The sequence below is a fragment of the Clostridium sp. L2-50 genome (assembly GCF_000154245.1).
Taxonomy (GTDB): Bacteria; Bacillota; Clostridia; order Lachnospirales; family Lachnospiraceae; genus Coprococcus.
In genome coordinates this window covers 70,821-91,714 of the sequence record NZ_DS480322.1, presented here as the reverse complement: position 1 = coordinate 91,714, position 20,894 = coordinate 70,821, and the positions used below count along the sequence as shown (strand labels likewise).

Below are 20,894 nucleotides of genomic sequence, written 5' to 3'. Positions count from 1 at the left end.
TTTTTACGGAGGAGAATATGAGTACAGAGAACAAGAGAGTATCGGAATCGGATACAGCAAAAGAAGAAAAAAACAACTATATCAGAGTTGTTCAGGCGGAAGAAGACGATAAAGAGATCGATCTGGTCGATCTTGGATATGCATTGATGGATAAGCTCCATTTTATCGTTCTCTCATTTCTGCTCGGAGCAGTTTTGTTAAATGCATGTGCTTATTTTCTGATCAAACCGACATATCAGTCTACAGCAAAGTTGTATGTTGTATCAGCGTCAGAGGATTCTGTTGTTAATCTGTCTGATTTGAATATTGGTACATCTCTTACAAAAGACTACGAAGACCTGATGCTCAGTTATCCGTTATTAGAGCAGGTAATTGCAAAGCTGGATCTTAGTTATGATTATGAACAGCTTGCAGATATGATCACATTAGAGAACCCAACGGATACCCGTGTATTGAAGATTACAGTTACCAGTACAGATCCTGAAGAAGCAATGAACATTGCAAATACACTTGCGGAAATTTCGGTTAAGTATCTGCCTGAGACTATGAGTACCAATGCACCTAATATTGCACAGGTTGCACGAATACCGGATGAGAAAGCAGGACCGAGTTACCTGAAATTCACATTGATCGGAGCTTTGCTCGGAGCATTCCTATATTGTCTGGTTATCATTATCAGATATCTGTTAGATGATACGATCCATACCGCTTCAGATATGGAGAAGTATTTTGGAATCGTTCCGCTGACCTCCATTCCTGAGAGTGATCAGTTCAATCAGGGAGATTCAGCAACAGATAAAGATAAGGCAAAATCCGGTCTGAAAGGAAGAAGCAAATGAAAAAACTCAGTATAGATTTTAATGAAATGCCATATGCAATAGAAGAAGCAATGAACCGACTTAGAATTAATATCAAATTCTGTGGGAAGAATACTAAGAAGCTTCTGATCACAAGCAGTCTTCCGAATGAGGGAAAGAGCACAATCTCCATCAATCTCTGGAAGATGATGGCAGAGGCAGGATTCCCGACCGTATTCCTGGATGTGGATCTCAGAAAGTCTGTGATCAAAGGAAGACACAATATGAAGTCTGAGTCGGAGATCAAGGATCTCGGTTATTACCTGTCGGGACAGGCCGAGTATGAAGATGTTGTATATGAGACAAATATTCCGAATGCATATATTGTTCCGTGCTGCAACCTGTTAGAGAATCCATCTGCATTATTAGAGGATGCCCGGTTTGCGGAGCTTTTAGATAAGCTGGCAGAACAATACAGATATGTTATTATAGATTCACCGCCTCTTGGAAGTGTGGCAGATGCAGCACAGGTTGCATCCCTTTGTGATGGAGCCGTTTTGGTTGTCAGAAGCGGCGAGACATCAAGAAATGTGATTCGCCAGTCCATGCAGCAGTTAGAGCAGGTGAATTGCAGATTATTGGGTGTTATACTAAACCGTGTTGAGGCATCGGGAAGAGCATATAAGAGTTATTACGGAAAGTATGGCAAGGATTATGGCTATGGCTACGGTTATGGCGAAAAAAAATATTCCGGTAAAAAGGAAAAATAAAATGAAAAGCTTGGGTGAATCAACTGGTACGTGGCATACAGTTGTTTTATCATATATGTGTTTGATTCCGACAAAGGATAGTATTTATCAACAATGGGAGAAAACACCTTTATCCAAAATGTGGTAGGAAGGAGAGATAAAACATGAAGAATTTAAAGAAACTGATCGCTATTATCATGGTGATCGCTCTGATGATTCCTTGTACAGCAATGGCTGCAACAGAGTCTCCTAGTAAGGCTTCTTTAAAGGGCAATACAACAATTGTTCTTTCAAAGAAATCCTTTACATTTAATAATAAGTCACAGAAGCCTAGTGTTAAAACAGTGACTTATAAGAACGCAGATGGCAAGACTGTAACATTAAAGGAAGGTACTGATTATACAGTTTCTTTCTCTAAGAAGAGTACAAAGAACGCAGGTACTTATAAAGTAACTATTAAAGGTACAGGTAAGTACAGTGGATCTGTAACATCTTCTTATACAATCAAGAAAGCAAAGCAGAAGAATGTAAAGGTTACAAACAAGTATAAGGCAACAAAGGCTAAGACTTTCAAGAAGAAAGGCAAATCTTACACATTCAAAGCAACAGGTGTAAAGGGAAAGGCTAAAGTTACTTATACAGCAAGCAGCAAGAAGATCAAGGTTAAGAATGGCAAGATTACATTATCAAAGGGTATCAAGAAAGGTACTTATAAGGTAACAGTTAAGGTTGCTAAGACTAAGAACTACTCAGCTTATACAAAGACAGTAACAATCAAGGTTAAATAATTTATTTAATCAAAAAAATGCTATAGCATGGGACATCCGGGCCACGAGGGTGTCCTTTTTTGTTGTTTTGATTTACATTCGGACTGAAATGTTGTATATATAGAGAGACTTATAGATAAAAATTATCAATAAGACGACAGGAGATATACATGAGTAAATACAAATTAATTGCATTCGATATGGATGGAACATTGCTGAATTCACGGAAACAGATATCAGAACATACTTTGGAAGCAATCAATCGTGCATTTGATGCAGGAAAGGAAGTGATCCTTTCAACCGGAAGATGTGTGGCAGAGCTTCGGGAATATTTTAAGCGGATTCCGAGGCTGCGTTATGTTGTCTGCTCCAGCGGCGCGATCCTGTATGATGTAAAAGAGGAAAAGATCCTGTATTCGAATTCAATCTCTATTGAACTGGCAGAAAAGATTCTGGCAGAAAGTAAAAAAGAAGATCTTATGGTGCATCTGCTTGCAATCGAATCCATAGTGCAGAAAAAGGACATACCCCAGATGGAACGCTTTGGGATGGGCGTCTATCGGCCAATGTATGAGAAGGTTACAACACAGGTCGATGATATCTATGAATATTATAAGGAACATCCATTTGAGGTCCCGAAGCTGAATCTGTATCATGCGACAACAGAAGGCAGGGAGAGAACCAGAAAGAGACTTGCCGGACTGAATCTTGTTCTTGCGGATGCAGAGAAGACCGCTTTGGAATGTTCGGCGACAGGAGTTACCAAAGGAACCGGGCTGCTCCGGCTGTGTGAGCACCTGGGTGTTGAACCTGAAGAGACGATCGCGGTCGGTGATGCAGACAACGATCTGAATATATTGGAAACTGCAGGATTAGCGATTGCGGTCGGAAATGCAAATGAACATGTAAAAGCAGTTGCTGCGGTTGTTGTCAATGACTGTGACCATGATGGATGTGCAGAAGCAATTGATAAATATTTATTATAAAGAGTTAAGAGGCGATACAAATGACGATCAAAGATTTGAAAGAGGGACAGTCCGCAACCATCTGTACAGTTGGCGGTGATGGAGCACTGAGACAGCATTTCCTTGACATGGGCGTGATACCCGGTATTGAGGTTAAACTGATCAAATATGCACCAATGGGCGATCCTCTTGAAATTCGTATTCATGATTATGAACTGACGCTCCGACTGGCGGATGCTGAGCAGATCGAGGTATCAGATAAAAAATCAGATGAAGACGAACATAGGAAAGATAACAAAAAGGATAAAGCTTTAGTAGAGCATCCGGGACTTGGCGAAGGCGGAAAATATCATGTGAAAGCAGATGAACATCCGCTGCCGAAGAATGAGATCCTGACCTTTGCTCTGGTTGGTAACCAGAACTGTGGCAAGACGACATTATTTAACCAGTTGACAGGCTCGAATCAGCATGTAGGTAATTTCCCCGGAGTAACGGTTGATCGGAAAGAGGGAATGATCAAAGGATATCCGGACACAAGAGTAACTGACCTTCCGGGTGTATATTCTCTCTCGCCGTACAGCAGCGAAGAAATTGTAACCAGACAGTTTGTATTCGATGAAAAACCAAAGGGCATAATCAATATCGTGGATGCAACCAATATTGAGAGAAATCTCTATCTGACGATGCAACTGATGGAGCTTGATATACCGATGGTGCTGGCACTGAATATGATGGATGAAGTTCGTGAGAACGGAGGATCAATCCGTATTAACCAGCTGGAAAGTATGCTTGGAATTCCGGTTATTCCAATCTCTGCGATCAAGAATCAGGGTGTAGATGAATTGATCGAACATGCAGTTCATGTCGCCAGATATCAGGAGAGACCGGGCAGACAGGATTTCTGTGATCCGGAAGATCATGGTGGTTCGGTGCACCGGTGCCTGCATGGAATCATGCATCTGATCGAAGACCATGCAGAGAATGCGGGAATCCCGGTTCGTTTTGCTGCGGCGAAGGTGGCAGAAGGGGATGCAGAGATGGAAAAATCTCTGCATCTTGAACAGAATGAGACAGAGATGATAGAACACATTGTAAGCCAGATGGAAGAAGAACGTGGAATTGATCGTGCAGCAGCAATTGCAGACATGCGGTTCGATTTTATACAGCGGATCTGCAGACAAACGGTTGTCAAACCGGCAGAGAGTAAGGAACGTATCAGAAGCCGGAGGATCGATGCGGTTCTTACGGGAAAGTATACCGCGATACCGACCTTTATATTGATCATGGGAGCGGTCTTCTTTCTGACCTTTAATGTGATCGGAGCGGTACTTCAGAATCTGCTGGGGAAAGGGATTGATTATCTGACAGCGCAGATGGATCAGCTTCTGACTGCATGGTCGGTGAACACGGTGCTTCATTCACTTGTGATCGATGGTATCTTTAAGGGAGTTGGAAGTGTGCTGAGTTTTCTTCCGATCATAGTGGTGCTGTTCTTATTTCTTTCGTTATTGGAAGACAGTGGATATATGGCTCGTGTTGCTTTCGTCATGGACAAACCACTCAGAAAGATTGGGTTATCCGGAAGAAGTATTGTGCCGATGCTGGTTGGCTTCGGCTGTACGGTTCCCGGCATTATGGCGAGCCGTACCCTTCCGTCGGAGCGTGATCGTAAGATGACGATCCTGTTGACCCCGTTTATGAGCTGTTCTGCAAAGCTTCCGATCTATGCATTCTTTGCAACAGCGTTTTTCCCAAAGTATAAAGCACTTGTTATGGTTGGGTTGTATGTTGTGGGAATACTGATAGGAATCCTTGTGGCGCTTATTATCAGAAAGACATTATTCAAGGGTGAGGCAGTTCCGTTTGTTATGGAGCTTCCAAACTACAGAATGCCGGCATTGAAAAATGTATTGCAGTTATTATGGGAAAAGGCAAAGGATTTCTTACAGCGGGCATTTACGGTTATCTTTGTGGCAACGATCGTGATCTGGTTCTTACAGAGCTTTGATTTGCACTTTAACCTGACGGCAGATTCACAGAACAGTATCCTTGCAGTTGTCGCAGGATTGATCGCACCGGTATTTGCACCGCTTGGTTTCGGAGACTGGCGGATATCGACGGCACTGATATCCGGATTTATGGCCAAGGAGAGTGTAGTATCAACATTGTCTGTGCTGACCGGAAGCATGGATGTTATCCATAAGATCCTGACACCGGCATCCGCTCTGTCATTGTTGATATTCTGTCTGCTGTATACTCCATGTGTAGCAGCCGTTTCTTCCGTAAAACGGGAACTTGGAAGCAAATGGGCACTGGTAGTTGTGGTCGGACAGTGTGTTGTTGCATGGATCATGGCGGCACTTGTCTATGCAATCTGTCTGTGTTTCTAAAACAAATATAAATTATAAAATACAGGCGTGATGATTATAAAAAAATTGTAAAAAAGTCATATCCGGTAAAGATTTTCTTTACTTTTTGATTAGGGATGGCTATAATACAAATTGGCTGTGGAAGTTGGTAGTACAAACTAACCTCCATAGAATAATACTTAGAAAGAAAAGAGGATTTGTGTACAATGAAAAATATTGATTTAAGCAAGTATGGCATTACCGGAACTACAGAGATCGTTTACAACCCTTCATATGAAACACTTTTCGAGGAAGAGACTAAATCTACTCTTGAAGGATATGAAAAAGGACAGGAAACAGAGCTTGGCGCTGTTAATGTAATGACAGGTATTTATACAGGACGTTCACCTAAAGATAAGTATATTGTTGTTGATGAGAATTCAAAGGGCACTGTATGGTGGACAACAGATGGTTACAAGAACGATAATCATCCAATGACAGAAGAGACATGGGCATCCGTTAAGGATATTGCAAAGAAGGAACTTTCAAATAAGAAATTATTTGTAGTTGATGCTTTCTGTGGAGCAAACGCTGATACTCGTATGGCTATCCGTTTTATCGTAGAAGTAGCTTGGCAGGCACATTTTGTAACAAATATGTTCATCAAGCCAACTGCTGAAGAACTTGAGAACTTCGAGCCGGATTTCGTTGTTTACAACGCATCAAAGGCTAAAGTAGAAAACTATAAAGAACTTGGTCTTAACTCAGAGACATGTGTAGCATTCAACATCACAAGCCATGAGCAGGTTATCATCAATACATGGTACGGCGGAGAGATGAAGAAGGGTATGTTCTCAATGATGAACTACTACCTTCCACTTAAGGGAATGGCAGCTATGCACTGTTCAGCAAACACAGATATGAACGGTGAGAACACAGCTATCTTCTTCGGTCTTTCAGGAACAGGTAAGACAACACTTTCAACAGATCCTAAGCGTCTCCTGATCGGTGATGATGAGCACGGCTGGGATGACAACGGCGTATTCAACTTCGAAGGTGGCTGCTACGCAAAGGTTATCGACCTTGATAAGGATTCAGAGCCAGATATCTATAATGCGATCAGAAGAGATGCTCTTCTTGAGAACGTAACAGTAGATGCAAATGGTAAGATCGACTTCACAGATAAGAGCGTTACAGAGAATACTCGTGTATCTTATCCAATCGATCATATTAAGAACATCGTTCGTCCTATTTCATCAGCTCCTGCAGCAAAGAATGTTATCTTCCTTTCAGCAGATGCATTCGGAGTACTTCCTCCGGTATCTATTCTGACACCAGAGCAGACACAGTACTACTTCCTGTCAGGCTTCACAGCTAAGCTTGCCGGTACAGAGCGTGGAATCACAGAGCCGACACCTACATTCTCAGCATGTTTCGGACAGGCATTCCTTGAGTTACATCCTACAAAGTATGCTGAAGAGCTTGTTAAGAAGATGGAGAAGAGCGGAGCTAAGGCTTATCTTGTAAATACAGGATGGAACGGAACAGGCAAGCGTATCTCAATCAAGGATACAAGAGGTATCATCGATGCTATCCTTAGCGGTGCTATCCTTTCAGCTCCTACAAAGAAGATCCCTTACTTCAACTTTGAAGTACCTACAGAGCTTCCGGGTGTTGATCCGGCAATCCTTGATCCTCGTGACACATATGCAGATGCTTCTGCATGGGAGACAAAGGCATTAGATCTTGCTGACAGATTCATCAAGAACTTTGCTAAGTATGAGAGCAACGAAGCCGGTAAGGCATTAGTTGCAGCAGGTCCTCAGAAATAATATCTGAATGATCAGAATACAATATATGTTCGTGAGATACACCTGAGACATTATAACGTCAGGATATACTTCGGACAAAGAAGAACCGGGTGTGGGTTTCACATCCGGTTTTTCTTTGAAGCAGGGCATATCGTTCTTGCTAACTATATTGTGTCTGATATTATTTGAAGAAGAACGGAGAGTTGATTGAGATGAAAGTTGGGCAGAACAGACAGGCGGAACGGCAGATGTCGGAAGCGTTTATTACCAGTGTGTTTCTGGCGTTATCCGGTGGATTTCAGGATGCCTATACATATTTTACAAGAGATGAAGTGTTTTCGAATGCGCAGACAGGAAATGTAGTGCTGATGAGTCAGCATTTTATGATGGGTGAATGGCAGGCAGGACTTCGTTATCTGTATCCATTGTTTGCATTTGCATTTGGTGTGTTTTTTGCAGAACAGGTACAGGGACGGTTCAAATACGCAAAGAAGCTTCATTGGAGACAATCCATTTTATTGATGGAGATTTTAATTTTGTTTTTTGTTGGATTTTTAACAGAAGGATGGAACATGCTGGCAACGGTATTAGTATCTTTTTCCTGTGCAATGCAGGTTCAGACATTCCGAAAAGTCAACGGACATTCTTATGCGAGTACGATGTGTATCGGAAATCTCAGAAGTGGTACAGCGGCCTTATCTGTATATTTAAGAGAAAAGAAGCCGGAGCAGTTAGAAATGTCATTATATTATTTCGGTGTGATCCTGTTCTTTGCGGTCGGAGCCGGAATCGGAGGTGTTTTGTCGGTACATCTGGGCTTCCATGCTATCTGGATATCCAGCGGATTGCTTCTTATCAGTTTCCTTCTGATGTTTAAGGATCGTCTTGAAAAAGATGTGCATGAGCTGGAGGGTGATCTGGAAGAAGATATTCAGAAACTTGGAACACAGCTCCGCGAAGAAATTAAGAAATAGATAAGAATAAAATAAAGAATATTCATTTTGTTATATTTATGAGATAATGAACGCAGAATTATTCGTTCTCAAGTGTGTTGATTATGTGGCATGCAGTAAGTATAGGATATGCAGAAAGAAATCTACAGAAAGTGAGGTGGCAACTATGCTTCAACAACAGAAGAAACAAATATGTGTGATATATTGTATCATATTGATATTAGCTGCCACCGTTTTTGGCATAGGTGATATAGAAAGTTCCAGAATGGAGCGGGGGTTTGAACAGAATAAATCTGTGCTTCGTGAAGTCCGGACGACATCAATTAATGAAATAGGAATACTTCCGACAGGAAGCGTTCTTCGTACAGTGTTTGAAACGCAGAGCCTGAAATCATTTCAATCAGAGAAAACAGTTGATCTGTGGATCCTGGTTTTACCATTTCTGTTTACCTTATCCGGGTTCGTTTGTGATACCAGAAAATGGTGGGTGAAGATTGGCACACTGGTGCATGCATCTCAATGGTATCGAAGGCTTGAGTATATACATAAAAAGGACGGAAAGAAACTCCTGACTTCTTACATTTGAAAACCGAATATGTAAGAAGAAAAGGAGAATAATAAAATGGGTATGGATATATTTGCTATTGTTTTTGGCGTTGTTGCAATCGGTCTCGGAGGATTCTTTTTCATTAATGAGACATTTATTAAAAAAGAATCGGATAGCGATAAGATATCTGCAGATGCAGAGAAGAACAGCAGAGAATCATGAGCAGTATACTATTATATGGGATATTATAAGAAACAATAGCTGAGACAAAAAGCTGTCGGAATTGGTCATTTATTAACCGGTTTTGCCTGATATAATGCAGGTGAAAAGGGAGATATATGATGGATTCCGGCAGCTTTTTTCACGTATGCAGTTATTTGCCGTAATTAACGCATTCCTGATATAAAATACTGGATTTTCTGTTTACAGTATGTTAAAATATTTGACATATATACTTAAAATCGACAAAAAATCTTGTTCGACTGGTATCAAATTCGTTGATATTTATACCGATCATCATTATTCCGCTTGCGGTCATGCTGCTGGTGAATCTGATCCATACGATCTCTTATGCAAAGAAGATTGCAAAAGAGGAAGAAGAGGCAGCCGTTCGGGAAATAGCAGAGCAGATAAAGAAAAAAGCTGTTAAGGATGAGCAGCAAAAGAATTAAGTAGCAAAAGAATTAAGCAGCAAAAAAATTAAGCAGATTATCAGTATAAGATATATATTTAAACCTGAAATAATAATAGTAAGCAGATGTAGAATGCACGGAAACAGAGGTATGAAGTTATGAAATATAAAAATTATGTATTTGATCTGTATGGAACTTTAGTCGATATTCATACAGATGAAGAAGCTCCGGCGGTATGGGAGCGATTGGCATATTTTTATAATTATTATGGAGCGGATTATACCGGAGAAGAGCTAAGAATTGCATACGATGCAATCATAAACGAGATGGAAGGTGTACTGCAGGGAGACAAACATGAGATGTATCCGGAGATACAGATTGAGAATGTATTTCGTAAATTGTTCCTCCGGAAAAATACAAAGCCGGATCATATGTTGGCAATCTACGCCGGTCAGTTTTTCCGTGTGCTGACAACGGAATACATAAGGCTGTATGATGGAGTCGGAGAATTACTTGATGAATTAAAACAGCGGGGGGCATGCTTATATTTGTTATCCAATGCACAACGGATCTTTACAGAATATGAGATGCGAGCGCTTCATATTTACGATTGTTTTGACTCCGTATATATATCTTCGGACTATTCCTGCAAGAAACCGGATGAGAAGTTTTACCGTATTATGATCAGGGATCAGGGACTGAATCCGAAAGAGACACTCATGATAGGAAATGATCCGAAATGTGATATCGAGGGTGCGGCTGCTGTGGGTTTTGACACCTGTTATATACATTCCAATATTTCACCGAAGGGGGTGGATTTTGAGACGATTAAAAGTACATTTCTGCTTCCGGAGACGAATTTGAAAAAATTAAAGCAGATTATATTGTAAACATTCAAAACAGTCAAAACATTTCTGTGTATTTTATGTAAAAACAGTCGAATGTACGAAAAGAAATACAATAAAAATGATAAGGATTGTTGAATTATAAAAAAAGATTCTGTATAATACCCTTAGAGTGTATTATATATTCACATAATATAAAATTGAAAGGAGAAAAAATTATTATGTTACAGAACCAGGAATGGGATTCATTCACAGGTAGACTCTGGAAAGAAGAATGCAATGTCAGAGACTTCATCCAGAACAACTACACAATGTACAACGGAGATGAGAGCTTCCTTGCCGGACCAACAGATGCTACTAACAAGCTCTGGGACAAGCTTCAGGCTCTTCAGAAAGCAGAAAGAGATAACGGCGGTGTATTAAAGGAGGATGCTGATGTTGTATCAAGCATCACAGCATACGGCCCTGGATATATTGATCCTGAGACAAAGGACCTTGAGCAGGTTGTTGGTCTTCAGACAGATGAACCACTTAAGAGAGCATTCATGCCTTATGGTGGTATTAAGATGGCTGAGGAAGCTCTGGAAATGTATGGTTACAAGCCAAACGAGAACTTCCACAAGATCTTCACAGATTATCACAAGACACATAACCAGGCAGTATTTGATGCCTATACACCAGAGATGAAAGCTGCACGTCATACACATATCGTAACAGGTCTTCCTGATACTTATGGACGTGGACGTATCGTAGGTGACTACAGAAGAGTTGCTCTTTACGGTATCGATCAGCTGATCGCTTGGAAAGAGGAAGATAAGGCTAACTGTGGCGATGGTAACATGTTTGATGATGTTATCCGTCAGAGAGAAGAACTTGCAGAACAGATCAGACGTCTGCAGGAGATGAAGGTTATGGCTCAGTCATATGGTTATGATATTTCTAAGCCAGCTTCAAACGCTAAGGAAGCTATCCAGTGGTTATACTTCGGATATCTTTCAGCTATCAAGACACAGAATGGTGCTGCTATGTCAGTTGGACGTGTATCAACATTCCTTGATATTTATATTGAGAGAGATATTAAGGCCGGAAAGCTTACAGAGGCTGAGGCTCAGGAGCTTATCGATCATTTCACAATGAAACTTCGTATGGTTAAGTTCGCAAGAATTAAGTCATACAACGAACTGTTCTCAGGTGACCCTGTATGGGCTACACTTGAAGTTGGTGGTATCGGTGTTGACGGACGTTCAATGGTTACAAAGAACGACTACAGATTCCTTCATACTCTTGAGAACATGGGACCAGCTCCAGAACCAAACCTTACAGTTCTTTATTCTTCAGCTCTTCAGGATGCATTCAAGAAGTATGCTGCTAAGATCTCAGTAAGAACAAGCTCAATCCAGTACGAGAATGATGATGTTATGAAGCCTATCTGGGGTGATGACTATTCAATCTGCTGCTGTGTATCAGCTACACAGACAGGTAAAGAGATGCAGTTCTTCGGAGCTCGTGCAAACCTTGCTAAGTGTCTCCTTTACGCTATCAACGGTGGTAAAGATGAGAAGTTCTTAGATAAGAAGACAGGCAAGCCAATGCAGGTTGGTCCTGAGTACGCTCCGATTACTTCAGAGTATCTTGACTATGATGAAGTTCTTGCTAAGTACAAGAAGATGCTTGACTGGTTAGCAGGACTTTATGTAAATATCCTGAACCTGATTCAGTACATGCATGATAAGTATTACTATGAGTCAGCAGAGATGGCACTTATCGATACAGATGTACGTCGTACATTTGCAACAGGTATTGCCGGATTCTCACACGTAATCGACTCACTGTCAGCTATCAAGTATGCTAAGGTTAAGGTTATTCGTAACGCAGAAACAGGTCTTGCAGAAGACTTTGAGATCGAGGGAGAATTCCCTAAATATGGTAATGATGATGACAGAGCTGATAACATCGGTGTATGGCTTCTTCATGAGTTCCTTACAGACATCAAGAAGAGACACACATATCGTAATTCAGAGCCTACAACATCTATCCTGACAATTACATCAAACGTAGTATATGGTAAGTACACAGGTAACCTTCCAGATGGAAGACGTGCTTGGACACCATTCGCACCAGGTGCTAACCCAAGTTACGGTGCAGAGACATCAGGACTTCTTGCTTCACTGAACTCAGTAGCTAAGATTCCTTATGAGTGGTCATTAGATGGTATCTCAAATACTCAGACAATGAACCCATCAGCACTCGGACATGATGAGGAAGAAAGAGCTGAAAAGCTTGTAAGCGCTATGGACGGATACTTCGATCAGGGTGCTCACCACTTAAATGTAAACGTATTCGGTAAGGATAAGCTCCTTGATGCAATGGAGAATCCGGATAAGCCAGAGTACGCTAACTTCACAATCCGTGTATCAGGATATGCTGTTAAGTTTATCTCACTTACACGTGAGCAGCAGCTCGACGTTATCAACAGAACATTCCATGACTCACTGTAAATCTTACACAGTCTGAATGTTTTAACAGATAAGTAAAAGATTGGAGTCCCGGGGAGTCTATCTCCGGGACTTTTTTACAGCATAAGGTAGACGGATTTTTATCCGTATATCATGTGCTTTGCACATTCTATGCATTTCGCAAAATCAGCATTCTTGCAAGCAAATAATTTTGCGTTCATTATATCATGTGCTTCGCACATTCTATGCATTCCGCAAAATCAGCATTCTTGCGAGCAAATAATTTTGCGTTCATTATATCATGTATGAAAATTGTGTATCAGAGAGAAAATAGAAAGAGGCTATGAAGCTGTGAGTGGTGGAAACAGATGCATAGTCGTGGTTGTTTAATGTGTATTTGTGTAAAATAATAGAAAGAACTTAGAGGTGGAACATGCCGGAAAAGAAACAGATTTTAGGATATATTCATTCAACAGAAAGCTTTGGAGCAGTCGATGGTCCGGGAATTCGATTTGTTGTATTTTTACAGGGATGCAAGATGAGATGCAAATATTGTCATAACCCAGAGACATGGAATCTTGTAACAGATTACAGCAGACTGTATGCTGACGATGTCAGCGATGATGAAAGAGAAGCACTTGAGAAAAAAATTGAAGAGAATACAAAACTGCTCAAAGATAAAGGTGTTAAGATCGAGGCCAGAACTCCGGAAGATCTGTTAAAGCAGGCACTTCGTTATAAGCCATACTGGAAAGGTCAGGGTGGTATCACTGTAAGCGGTGGTGAAGCATTACTTCAGATGGATTTCCTGATCGAATTTTTCAAGCTGGCAAAGGCGCAGGGTATTCATACTACGATCGATACGGCCGGAAATCCATTTACCAGAGAAGAACCATTCTTCTCAAAGTTCAATGAACTGATGAGCCTTACAGATCTTTTTCTACTTGATATCAAACAGATCCATGATGATAAGCATCGTGAATTAACAGGATTCTCAAATCAGAATATTCTGGAGCTTGCACAGTATCTGTCCGATCAGGGCAAGCATATGTGGATCAGACATGTACTTGTTCCGGGAATTACGACAGATGAGGATGATCTGAAGAAGACAAAAGAATTTATAGATACTCTTAAAACAGTGGATAAGGTAGAGGTACTTCCATATCATAAGCTGGGTATTCAGGAGTGGGAGAGACTTGGAATTCCTTATAAATTAGAGGGAATCGATCCTCCAACAGAGGAGCAGCAGAAGCTGGCAAAGAGCATTCTTGAAAAATAGGGAATGAACAAAAACATCACACGGATGGTATATATATTTTATGAAGCAGACCTGTCCGAATGTCGGTCCTTAGCGATCCGCTATTAAGCGGGAGCTTAGTACCGTTACATGAGGATAGAACGAAAGTGTTCTGCGCAATAAAGATATATATACCGTCCGTGTGATGTTTTATGTCACGAACTTATATAATAAGAATGCTCTTTGCAAGCATGTTTTTAGAGTAGGCGGAAGGTCGACTTTTGAGTGTCGATGATTCCGCCTTTTTTTAGTTTGCTGATTTCAGCGGACATGGCGGAGCGTTCTACACCGAGATAGTCTGCGAGTGCCTGACGATTGAAAGGAATAGTGAAGGTATCCGAATGATTCTGTTTTGCCTGGTCGGAGAGGTATGCCATTAATTTATCACGGGTTGTTTTCTCTGACATATAGCGTATTTTTTGATTTAACGCGAGGTTTTTCCGGGCAATTTCGTGCAGCAGATTTCGAATCAGGGTGTTGTGAAAATCACAGGAATTCGAACAGGAGGTCAGAAGGTGGTGGCAGTCCAGAAGCAGAATATCACTGTCAGTCATGGCAAAGACGCTGATCGGTACAGTAGAAAGACCTGCGCAGGAGAAGGCTTCTGCAAACAGATCACCGGGTTGTAGATTGGTCATGACGCTTCGGTGCCCATAATAATCTTCACGGATCACCTGCGCTGTTCCGGTAAGAATGATTCCGATAAAGCGTGCCGGATCGCCCTCTACGAATATGGGATTCCCTTTTTTTATATGAATATGGTTTCCGTCCAGACATGTAAGCATAGCCGGCAGATCCTGTTCATCGATGCCGGTAAACAGGCGGCAGGCTGACAGGGTATCAATATAGGATGTAAGATCGTGTTTGTTCATAAAATTTCCATTTCCTTAAATGTTGTTTTGTTGGAAATCCAACATACATTTTGAAATAAGTATATTAGAATAAGCACATAAAATCAAGAACCTGATTGACAGTTAAGTGATGAAAGTAAGCTGCGATGTATAATGTCGATCAAAGAAGCGACAGATATAACAGCAAATATCATAGAATGATCAGGTATCAGGTATTCAGGAGGAAAAACGATGATTCGCAGGATTATAGAAATTAATGAAGAAAAGTGTAACGGCTGTGGGGCATGTGCATCGGCATGCCATGAGGGCGCGATCGGGATGGTGAATGGAAAGGCAAAGCTGCTTCGTGATGATTATTGTGACGGACTGGGAGACTGTCTTCCTACCTGTCCGACCGGAGCCATTACATTTGTTGAACGTGAAGCAGCGGACTATGATGAGGCAGCGGTATTGGCGGCAAAAGCTGAGAAGACAGTAAATGGAGCAGGCAGTCCGTCAGGAGAACCACTACCATGTGGTTGTCCGGGTACGGCTATGAAGACATTTAACAGAGACCGGTATGACAAAAAGACAAGAACTTTTGAAGCAGGGAGTAAGACTGTGCAAAATGGTGAAGTATCATCTGAGCTTGTACAGCAGTTAGCATCGATGATGGGACAGCAGGAGTCAGAGCTGCGCCAGTGGCCGGTACAGATCAAGCTTGTTCCGGTGACAGCCCCTTGGTTTGATGGAGCAAAGCTGCTTGTTGCGGCGGATTGTACAGCGTATGCATATGCGAATTTCCATCGGGATTTTATTAAGGAACATATCACTTTGGTTGGCTGTCCGAAGCTTGACATGATAGATTATTCTGCAAAGCTGACAGAGATCATCCGGAATAATAATATCCGGAGCGTTACGGTTGTGAGAATGGAGGTCCCGTGTTGTGGTGGTATTGAGATGGCTGTAAAAAATGCTCTTCAGAACAGCGGCAAATTCCTTCCGTGGAATGTGGTTACAATTTCAACAGATGGAAAGATTATGTAAGTAAAATAAATGTATATTGTATTACTGTTGTTCCTGTAAGATCACGTGGGATAGAAGACACAGATTTTGCAGGAATATATGTCAGGTGATAGAAAAATAAAAGAGAAGAAGGCTTCGGGTGTCAGAAATTATAAGGTAAAGAGCGTGACCGGAAAATAATACTTGACATTTTGGTTAGAAACGTCTAACATAACATGTGTTATGATGAATGATCAGGAAAACACAATAGAGAAAATCAAACAGACAGCATTAGACGAATTCTTCATACATGGCTATAATAAAGCAAGTCTTCGAATGATCTGCAGCCGGGCAGGAGTTACAACCGGTGCAATGTATTTTTATTTTAAGAATAAAGAAGCGTTGTTCCGGGAGATTTTTGAACCACTGGTTGTGCAGTATGAAGAATTGCTTGTCAGATATATGGAGTTAGAGCTTGCAGAGCCGGAGATTGGTACGCAGTTAGATGTTCAGATGATGCGATTTATTCTGGAACACCGAAAAGAAGCGGTGGTCATTCTGGAGAAGACGCAAGGAAGCTGTTATGAAATGTATCGTTCCAAGGTAGAAGAACTGATGGAGCAGTCGATATATACATTTTATAAGAGCCGGATGGAATGTGAGCCGGATGAGAAGCTTGTAAAGATACTGGCCAAGATCCGTTTGGATGGATGTCTGGAGATTATTAAAGGAAATTATAGTATGGAAGATAGTTTGTATCTGGTTGAGAAGATTGGGATCTACTCGATGGGTGGAACAGATAAATTAATACAGAATCTAAGAGAGCCTCACAGCATGTGATATGTAGCTGTGGGGTTCTTTTTTTACAACATAACAAAAAATAACATTTGTTATGTAAATGCAGAAAAGGAGAATAAAACAATGAGTGAAGGAAAAGCAATGCAGACAGAAAATCAGAATAAGACAAAGGTCAGTGTACAGGGTGTACCGGAGACAATGCTGCAGACTTTATTTGCAAGAGCAGCAGAATCCAGAAAAGAAAATCACAATATCTATGATGAGAAAGCAATCGAGATCGTATCCCGGTTAGATTATGATTTCTCAAAGGCGGAATCCGATAAACTGATGAGCAGCGGTGTAATTGCAAGAACGATCGTACTGGATCGTCTGGTAAATGATTATCTGACCAAGCATCCGGATGCCATTGTTGTAAATATTGCCTGTGGACTGGATACCCGGTGTTACCGGATGAAGGGAAAGTATCAACGTTGGTACAATATTGATCTTCCGGAGACCATGGATATTCGAAGTCGTTTCCTTGAGGAGAATGGCCCTGTTTACCAGATCGCTAAGTCTGCAACAGATCCATCGTATACGTTGGATATCGAGTATCATGGAGAACCGGTTTTGGTGGTCATAGAAGGGCTTACGATGTATTTAACGGAGCAGGATGTGCGTAAGATGTTTGAGATTATTGATCAGACATTTACACAGGCAAAGGTTCTGGTTGAGGTAATGGCACCATTTGTTGTGAAGCATATGAAAGAGAAGTCCATAGAGGGAAGCCAGGCGAAATTCATCTGGGGTGTGAAAAGCGGAAAAGCATTTCAGAGTGTGGCACCTTCTTTCCGGAGCGAAAAAGATATCAGTCTGGTAGAAGGAATGAAGGAATTCGTTCCTGTATATAAGGTGCTTGGAAAGATTCCGGCTGTAAGGAATTTTTCAAACAAGATTCTGATACTGAATAAACGATAAGAGTTGAATTTAACAGATTTGGTAAATTGCCGGCGTTTGTGATACGCATAGGTGTTGCCATGCTGCCTCAAAAATAGTAAAATAAACTCGGATTTTGTCTGAATATTGGAGGTTTACTATGAATGAGACAGTTGTGATCAATGCATATATAGTCATATCAATTATTATTGCTGCTACAGATATATTATTAGCGGTAAAATCTTTTAAAAAGAATAAAACAACAGGTAGATTTCTGGGGTTTGCCTGTATGGGTGCGGCTATTGTAGATATTAGTTATCTGATCAGTATCATGAGTGATTCCTATATGTGCATGGCGGCTATGTCGAGTATATATTTTATAAGTATAGATTTTATGCTTGTCTCTCTTTTAATTTTCACGGTTTATTTCACAAAAGGAAAGTTTTCCGGATATGGGAAATGGATGGTAGCATTCTGCTTTTTATATTGTATATATGAATTGATCGTGTTTGCAGTTAATCCATTTATGGAAATTGCAATTGAATATAAACCACGGGATACGCTGATTGCAAAGTATAGCTATCAGATGAAGCCCTTGTATGAGCTCCATCTGATATTTTCGTATGTAATGGTGTTATTGGTGGTAGGTTTATTGATTCGGAAGATTTGCAAGATTCCGCATGAATATCGTTGGCAGTATTTAAGTGTTATCATAGGAATTCTTATTATTGTAGGGTCAAATGCGATCTTTTTATTTTTACCGGGCGAATCTGTAGTGAATTTACTGGACTATTCGATCGGAGGATACAGTGTAGTATCATTTATTATTTATTGGAGCTGCTTTGATTATTCCACACATGGGATGTTGAATAAATTGAAGACAAGTATATTTGAAAATATAGGGCAGGGCATCGTTTTGTTTGATGATGACGAGCACCTGATTCTGCATAATGAAAGAGCTGATTTTTTCCTGGGAGAAGAACTGTTGACCGGATGTAAAGATCTTCAGAGTTTTCTGGATGTATATGGATTGTCGTTTGATCCGGAATCAGATGACGACAGCTTTTCCCTGCAATGCTATGTTAAGTTGGAAACGGAAGAAAAAACATTGCGGTGTGATGTAAAGAAGCTTGAAAATAAAAACGGCCATAAGATTGGTCAGATGTTTGTATTTACAGATATCGCACTTGAGACGGATATGCTTACAGGATTTCAGAAATGGGAAAATTTCAAACAGCTTGCATTGGAAAAAAATGATCATTTTACGTTCCCGGTAGGAATTGCTGTATGCGATATTAATAGTTTGTCTGTTATCAACAGCACACTTGGGAAAAAAGCAGGGGATCAGAAGATCCGGTTGTTGTCGGAAAATATGAGAACCTGTTTTCCTGAAAGGGCATATTATGTCAGAGGAACCGAGGCACATCTTATAGCATTGTGTAGCCGAAGCAGTGAAGATGAGATGGCAGTATGTGCCGGAAAACTTAAGGAGAAGTTCGACGGAAGTATTCAGTACGCAGTCAGTGTAGTAGAAGATGAGACACACAGTATAGTTGAAAGCATTCGAAATACAACTAAAGCTATGCGTACAAAGAAATTAGTAGACAGCAAATCCATTCATTCGGATATGCTGGCATCTCTGATACGGGCACTTGAGGAATGTGACAGTGATACGGAGCATCACGTTCGCCGTACACAGATTATGGGTGCAGAGCTTGGTAAACGTATAGAGTTATCCGATATACAGCAAAGCCGCTTGTCCCTTCTCTGTCTGCTTCATGATATCGGAAAGATCGGTGTTCCAATGGAGATATTGAACAAACCGGGAAAACTTACCGATGAAGAATGGAAGATCATGCGTTCACATGTTGAAAAGGGCTATGATATTGCAAACAGTAATGTAGAATTGAAGCAGATCGCAGAGGAAATCAGACATCATCATGAAAGATGGGATGGAAAGGGCTATCCTGACGGACTGAGCAGGGAGAGTATACCTGTACTGTCACGTGTAATTGCTGTTGTTGATGCATTTGATGCGATGGTAAGTGACCGTCCATATAGAAATGGAATGCCTGTATCCGATGCACTTGAAGAATTAAAAAAATGCGCCGGAACACAATTTGATCCGTTTATTGTTTCCGAGTTTATTCAAATGATATCAGAGAATTATTCTGATACCGTAAAGGGAGTTCATAAGTTCAGGCAGGAGAAGGAAAAACCTCAACACAAACAAGTGGCAAAACCGGAGGATAACAGTACACTTCAGGAAGCATTCTGTGTACATACAGTGCAATGCAGTAGATATTTGCTGGATGGTTCATGGAATATTTTGTCTGTGGATGATAATTTCGAGAAGCTGACAGGTTATTCCGGTGAGGATGTAGAAAAAAATTCCATGAATCAGATGGATCTGATCCCTGAAGCTGATCGGACAGAATATTTGTGCCGGACAAATGCCAATCTGGCTAAGAGTACATATGTATTGCAGGAACACAGACTCCATCGAAAGGATGGAAAGGATATTTATGTCTTTTGTTATGGACGTGTCTTTTACGATTCGGCAGTTAAACAGGATCGTGCAGAGATTATTATTTCAGATGTATCGAGTACTTATTCCATGAAAATCCTGACAGATGCAGAGCAGAATAAGGCGGAAGTCAGATTGCGGAATTGGGAGAATACATATCGTACAGATTCCCTGACGGGCCTTTTGAATCATGCGGCTTTTCGGAATGATATGGAGATGAAGCTGTTATCAGGTGATTTTAATGCAATGATGATCATGATAGATGTTGATAAATTTAAGCAATATAATGATACCTATGGTCATCATAATGGTGATAAATATCTGATCTTAGTCGCCCAGACATTGCTTGCGTCTTTACGAAATGAAGATTTTGCCAGTCGTATGGGTGGGGACGAATTTGCGGTAATGATGTTCTTCAATAAGAGTGTGCCGGAGAAGGCGATCAAAGAACATGCCCAGCAGATATTTGACAAAGTAAATCTGACAGTAAAATCTGCAGAGGGAGGGACCGGCATCTCTATGGGCGCAGTCATCGCTAAGTCAGAAGTAACCTTTAACCGGTTATATGAGGAAGCAGATAATGCATTATACGAGGCGAAGGAAAGTGGAAGAGGCAGACTGGTCGTGAAGGAGCATGGGGAAAAATAATATA

Annotated in this window: 18 protein-coding genes; 17 read left to right on the top strand and 1 reads right to left on the bottom strand. The window is 40.9% G+C overall.

From position 1 onward, the window contains the following. Positions 1-17 precede the first annotated feature (17 nt). The 13 genes from CLOL250_RS08440 to CLOL250_RS08390 all read left to right on the top strand — a co-directional run bounded on the left by CLOL250_RS08440 (position 18) and on the right by CLOL250_RS08390 (position 14,149). Entirely contained in the window at positions 18-839 is an 822-nt protein-coding gene (locus tag CLOL250_RS08440) for a YveK family protein (RefSeq protein WP_008401917.1), read from the top strand. Further along, positions 836-1,567 carry a CpsD/CapB family tyrosine-protein kinase gene (locus CLOL250_RS08435; protein ID WP_008401916.1) on the top strand — a complete coding sequence of 244 codons (732 nt, stop codon included), beginning with the start codon at positions 836-838 and terminating at the stop codon, positions 1,565-1,567. The genes CLOL250_RS08440 and CLOL250_RS08435 overlap by 4 nt, the downstream gene beginning before the upstream one ends. A 143-nt stretch (positions 1,568-1,710) precedes the next feature. After that, on the top strand, positions 1,711-2,334 hold the full coding sequence (locus tag CLOL250_RS08430) for a hypothetical protein (protein ID WP_008401915.1): 624 nt from the start codon (positions 1,711-1,713) through the stop codon (positions 2,332-2,334). A 149-nt stretch (positions 2,335-2,483) separates the two neighbouring features. Then, on the top strand, positions 2,484-3,299 hold the full coding sequence (locus tag CLOL250_RS08425; protein WP_008401914.1) for an HAD family hydrolase: 816 nt from the start codon (positions 2,484-2,486) through the stop codon (positions 3,297-3,299). 20 nt (positions 3,300-3,319) lie between these two features. Beyond that, positions 3,320-5,668 (top strand): ferrous iron transport protein B, encoded by a 2,349-nt coding sequence (gene feoB, locus CLOL250_RS08420; protein WP_008401913.1) that lies wholly within the window; start codon positions 3,320-3,322, stop codon positions 5,666-5,668. A 185-nt stretch (positions 5,669-5,853) separates the two neighbouring features. Continuing rightward, a complete protein-coding gene (gene pckA / locus CLOL250_RS08415) occupies positions 5,854-7,458 on the top strand; it encodes a phosphoenolpyruvate carboxykinase (ATP) (RefSeq protein WP_008401912.1) in 1,605 nt (534 codons plus the stop codon). Between the two features lie 164 nt (positions 7,459-7,622). After that, complete coding sequence (locus CLOL250_RS08410) at positions 7,623-8,411, top strand: YoaK family protein (protein ID WP_008401911.1); 789 nt, start codon at positions 7,623-7,625, stop codon at positions 8,409-8,411. Between the two features lie 46 nt (positions 8,412-8,457). Next, positions 8,458-8,976, top strand: a complete 519-nt coding sequence (locus CLOL250_RS08405; RefSeq protein WP_008401910.1) for a hypothetical protein — start codon at positions 8,458-8,460, stop codon at positions 8,974-8,976. A 36-nt stretch (positions 8,977-9,012) separates the two neighbouring features. Then, the gene (locus tag CLOL250_RS13940) at positions 9,013-9,159 is read left to right on the top strand and encodes a hypothetical protein (RefSeq protein ID WP_008401909.1); all 147 of its coding nucleotides are present in this window, start codon (positions 9,013-9,015) and stop codon (positions 9,157-9,159) included. Positions 9,160-9,434: 275 nt separating this feature from the next. Continuing rightward, complete coding sequence (locus CLOL250_RS13935) at positions 9,435-9,608, top strand: hypothetical protein (RefSeq protein WP_156782872.1); 174 nt, start codon at positions 9,435-9,437, stop codon at positions 9,606-9,608. Between the two features lie 119 nt (positions 9,609-9,727). Beyond that, on the top strand, positions 9,728-10,459 hold the full coding sequence (locus CLOL250_RS08400; RefSeq protein WP_008401907.1) for an HAD family hydrolase: 732 nt from the start codon (positions 9,728-9,730) through the stop codon (positions 10,457-10,459). Between the two features lie 176 nt (positions 10,460-10,635). Continuing rightward, positions 10,636-12,912 (top strand): formate C-acetyltransferase, encoded by a 2,277-nt coding sequence (gene pflB, locus CLOL250_RS08395; protein WP_008401906.1) that lies wholly within the window; start codon positions 10,636-10,638, stop codon positions 12,910-12,912. A gap of 391 nt (positions 12,913-13,303) precedes the next feature. Then, the gene (locus CLOL250_RS08390; protein ID WP_008401904.1) at positions 13,304-14,149 is read left to right on the top strand and encodes a radical SAM protein; all 846 of its coding nucleotides are present in this window, start codon (positions 13,304-13,306) and stop codon (positions 14,147-14,149) included. A gap of 215 nt (positions 14,150-14,364) precedes the next feature. Here the strand turns inward: CLOL250_RS08390 and CLOL250_RS08385 are convergent, their stop codons facing one another. Then, a complete protein-coding gene (locus CLOL250_RS08385; protein WP_008401903.1) occupies positions 14,365-15,039 on the bottom strand; it encodes a Crp/Fnr family transcriptional regulator in 675 nt (224 codons plus the stop codon). Between the two features lie 210 nt (positions 15,040-15,249). Between CLOL250_RS08385 and CLOL250_RS08380 the strand changes: the two genes are divergently transcribed. The 4 genes from CLOL250_RS08380 (at position 15,250) to CLOL250_RS08365 (ending at position 20,890) form a co-directional block, all read left to right on the top strand. Then, positions 15,250-16,044 (top strand): ATP-binding protein, encoded by a 795-nt coding sequence (locus tag CLOL250_RS08380; RefSeq protein ID WP_008401901.1) that lies wholly within the window; start codon positions 15,250-15,252, stop codon positions 16,042-16,044. Between the two features lie 201 nt (positions 16,045-16,245). Further along, positions 16,246-16,842, top strand: a complete 597-nt coding sequence (locus CLOL250_RS08375) for a TetR/AcrR family transcriptional regulator (RefSeq protein ID WP_008401900.1) — start codon at positions 16,246-16,248, stop codon at positions 16,840-16,842. An 81-nt stretch (positions 16,843-16,923) separates the two neighbouring features. Beyond that, a complete protein-coding gene (locus tag CLOL250_RS08370; protein WP_274922264.1) occupies positions 16,924-17,757 on the top strand; it encodes a class I SAM-dependent methyltransferase in 834 nt (277 codons plus the stop codon). 118 nt (positions 17,758-17,875) lie between these two features. Next, positions 17,876-20,890, top strand: coding sequence for a diguanylate cyclase domain-containing protein (locus tag CLOL250_RS08365; protein ID WP_008401896.1), 3,015 nt, complete (start codon positions 17,876-17,878; stop codon positions 20,888-20,890). Positions 20,891-20,894 lie beyond the last annotated feature (4 nt).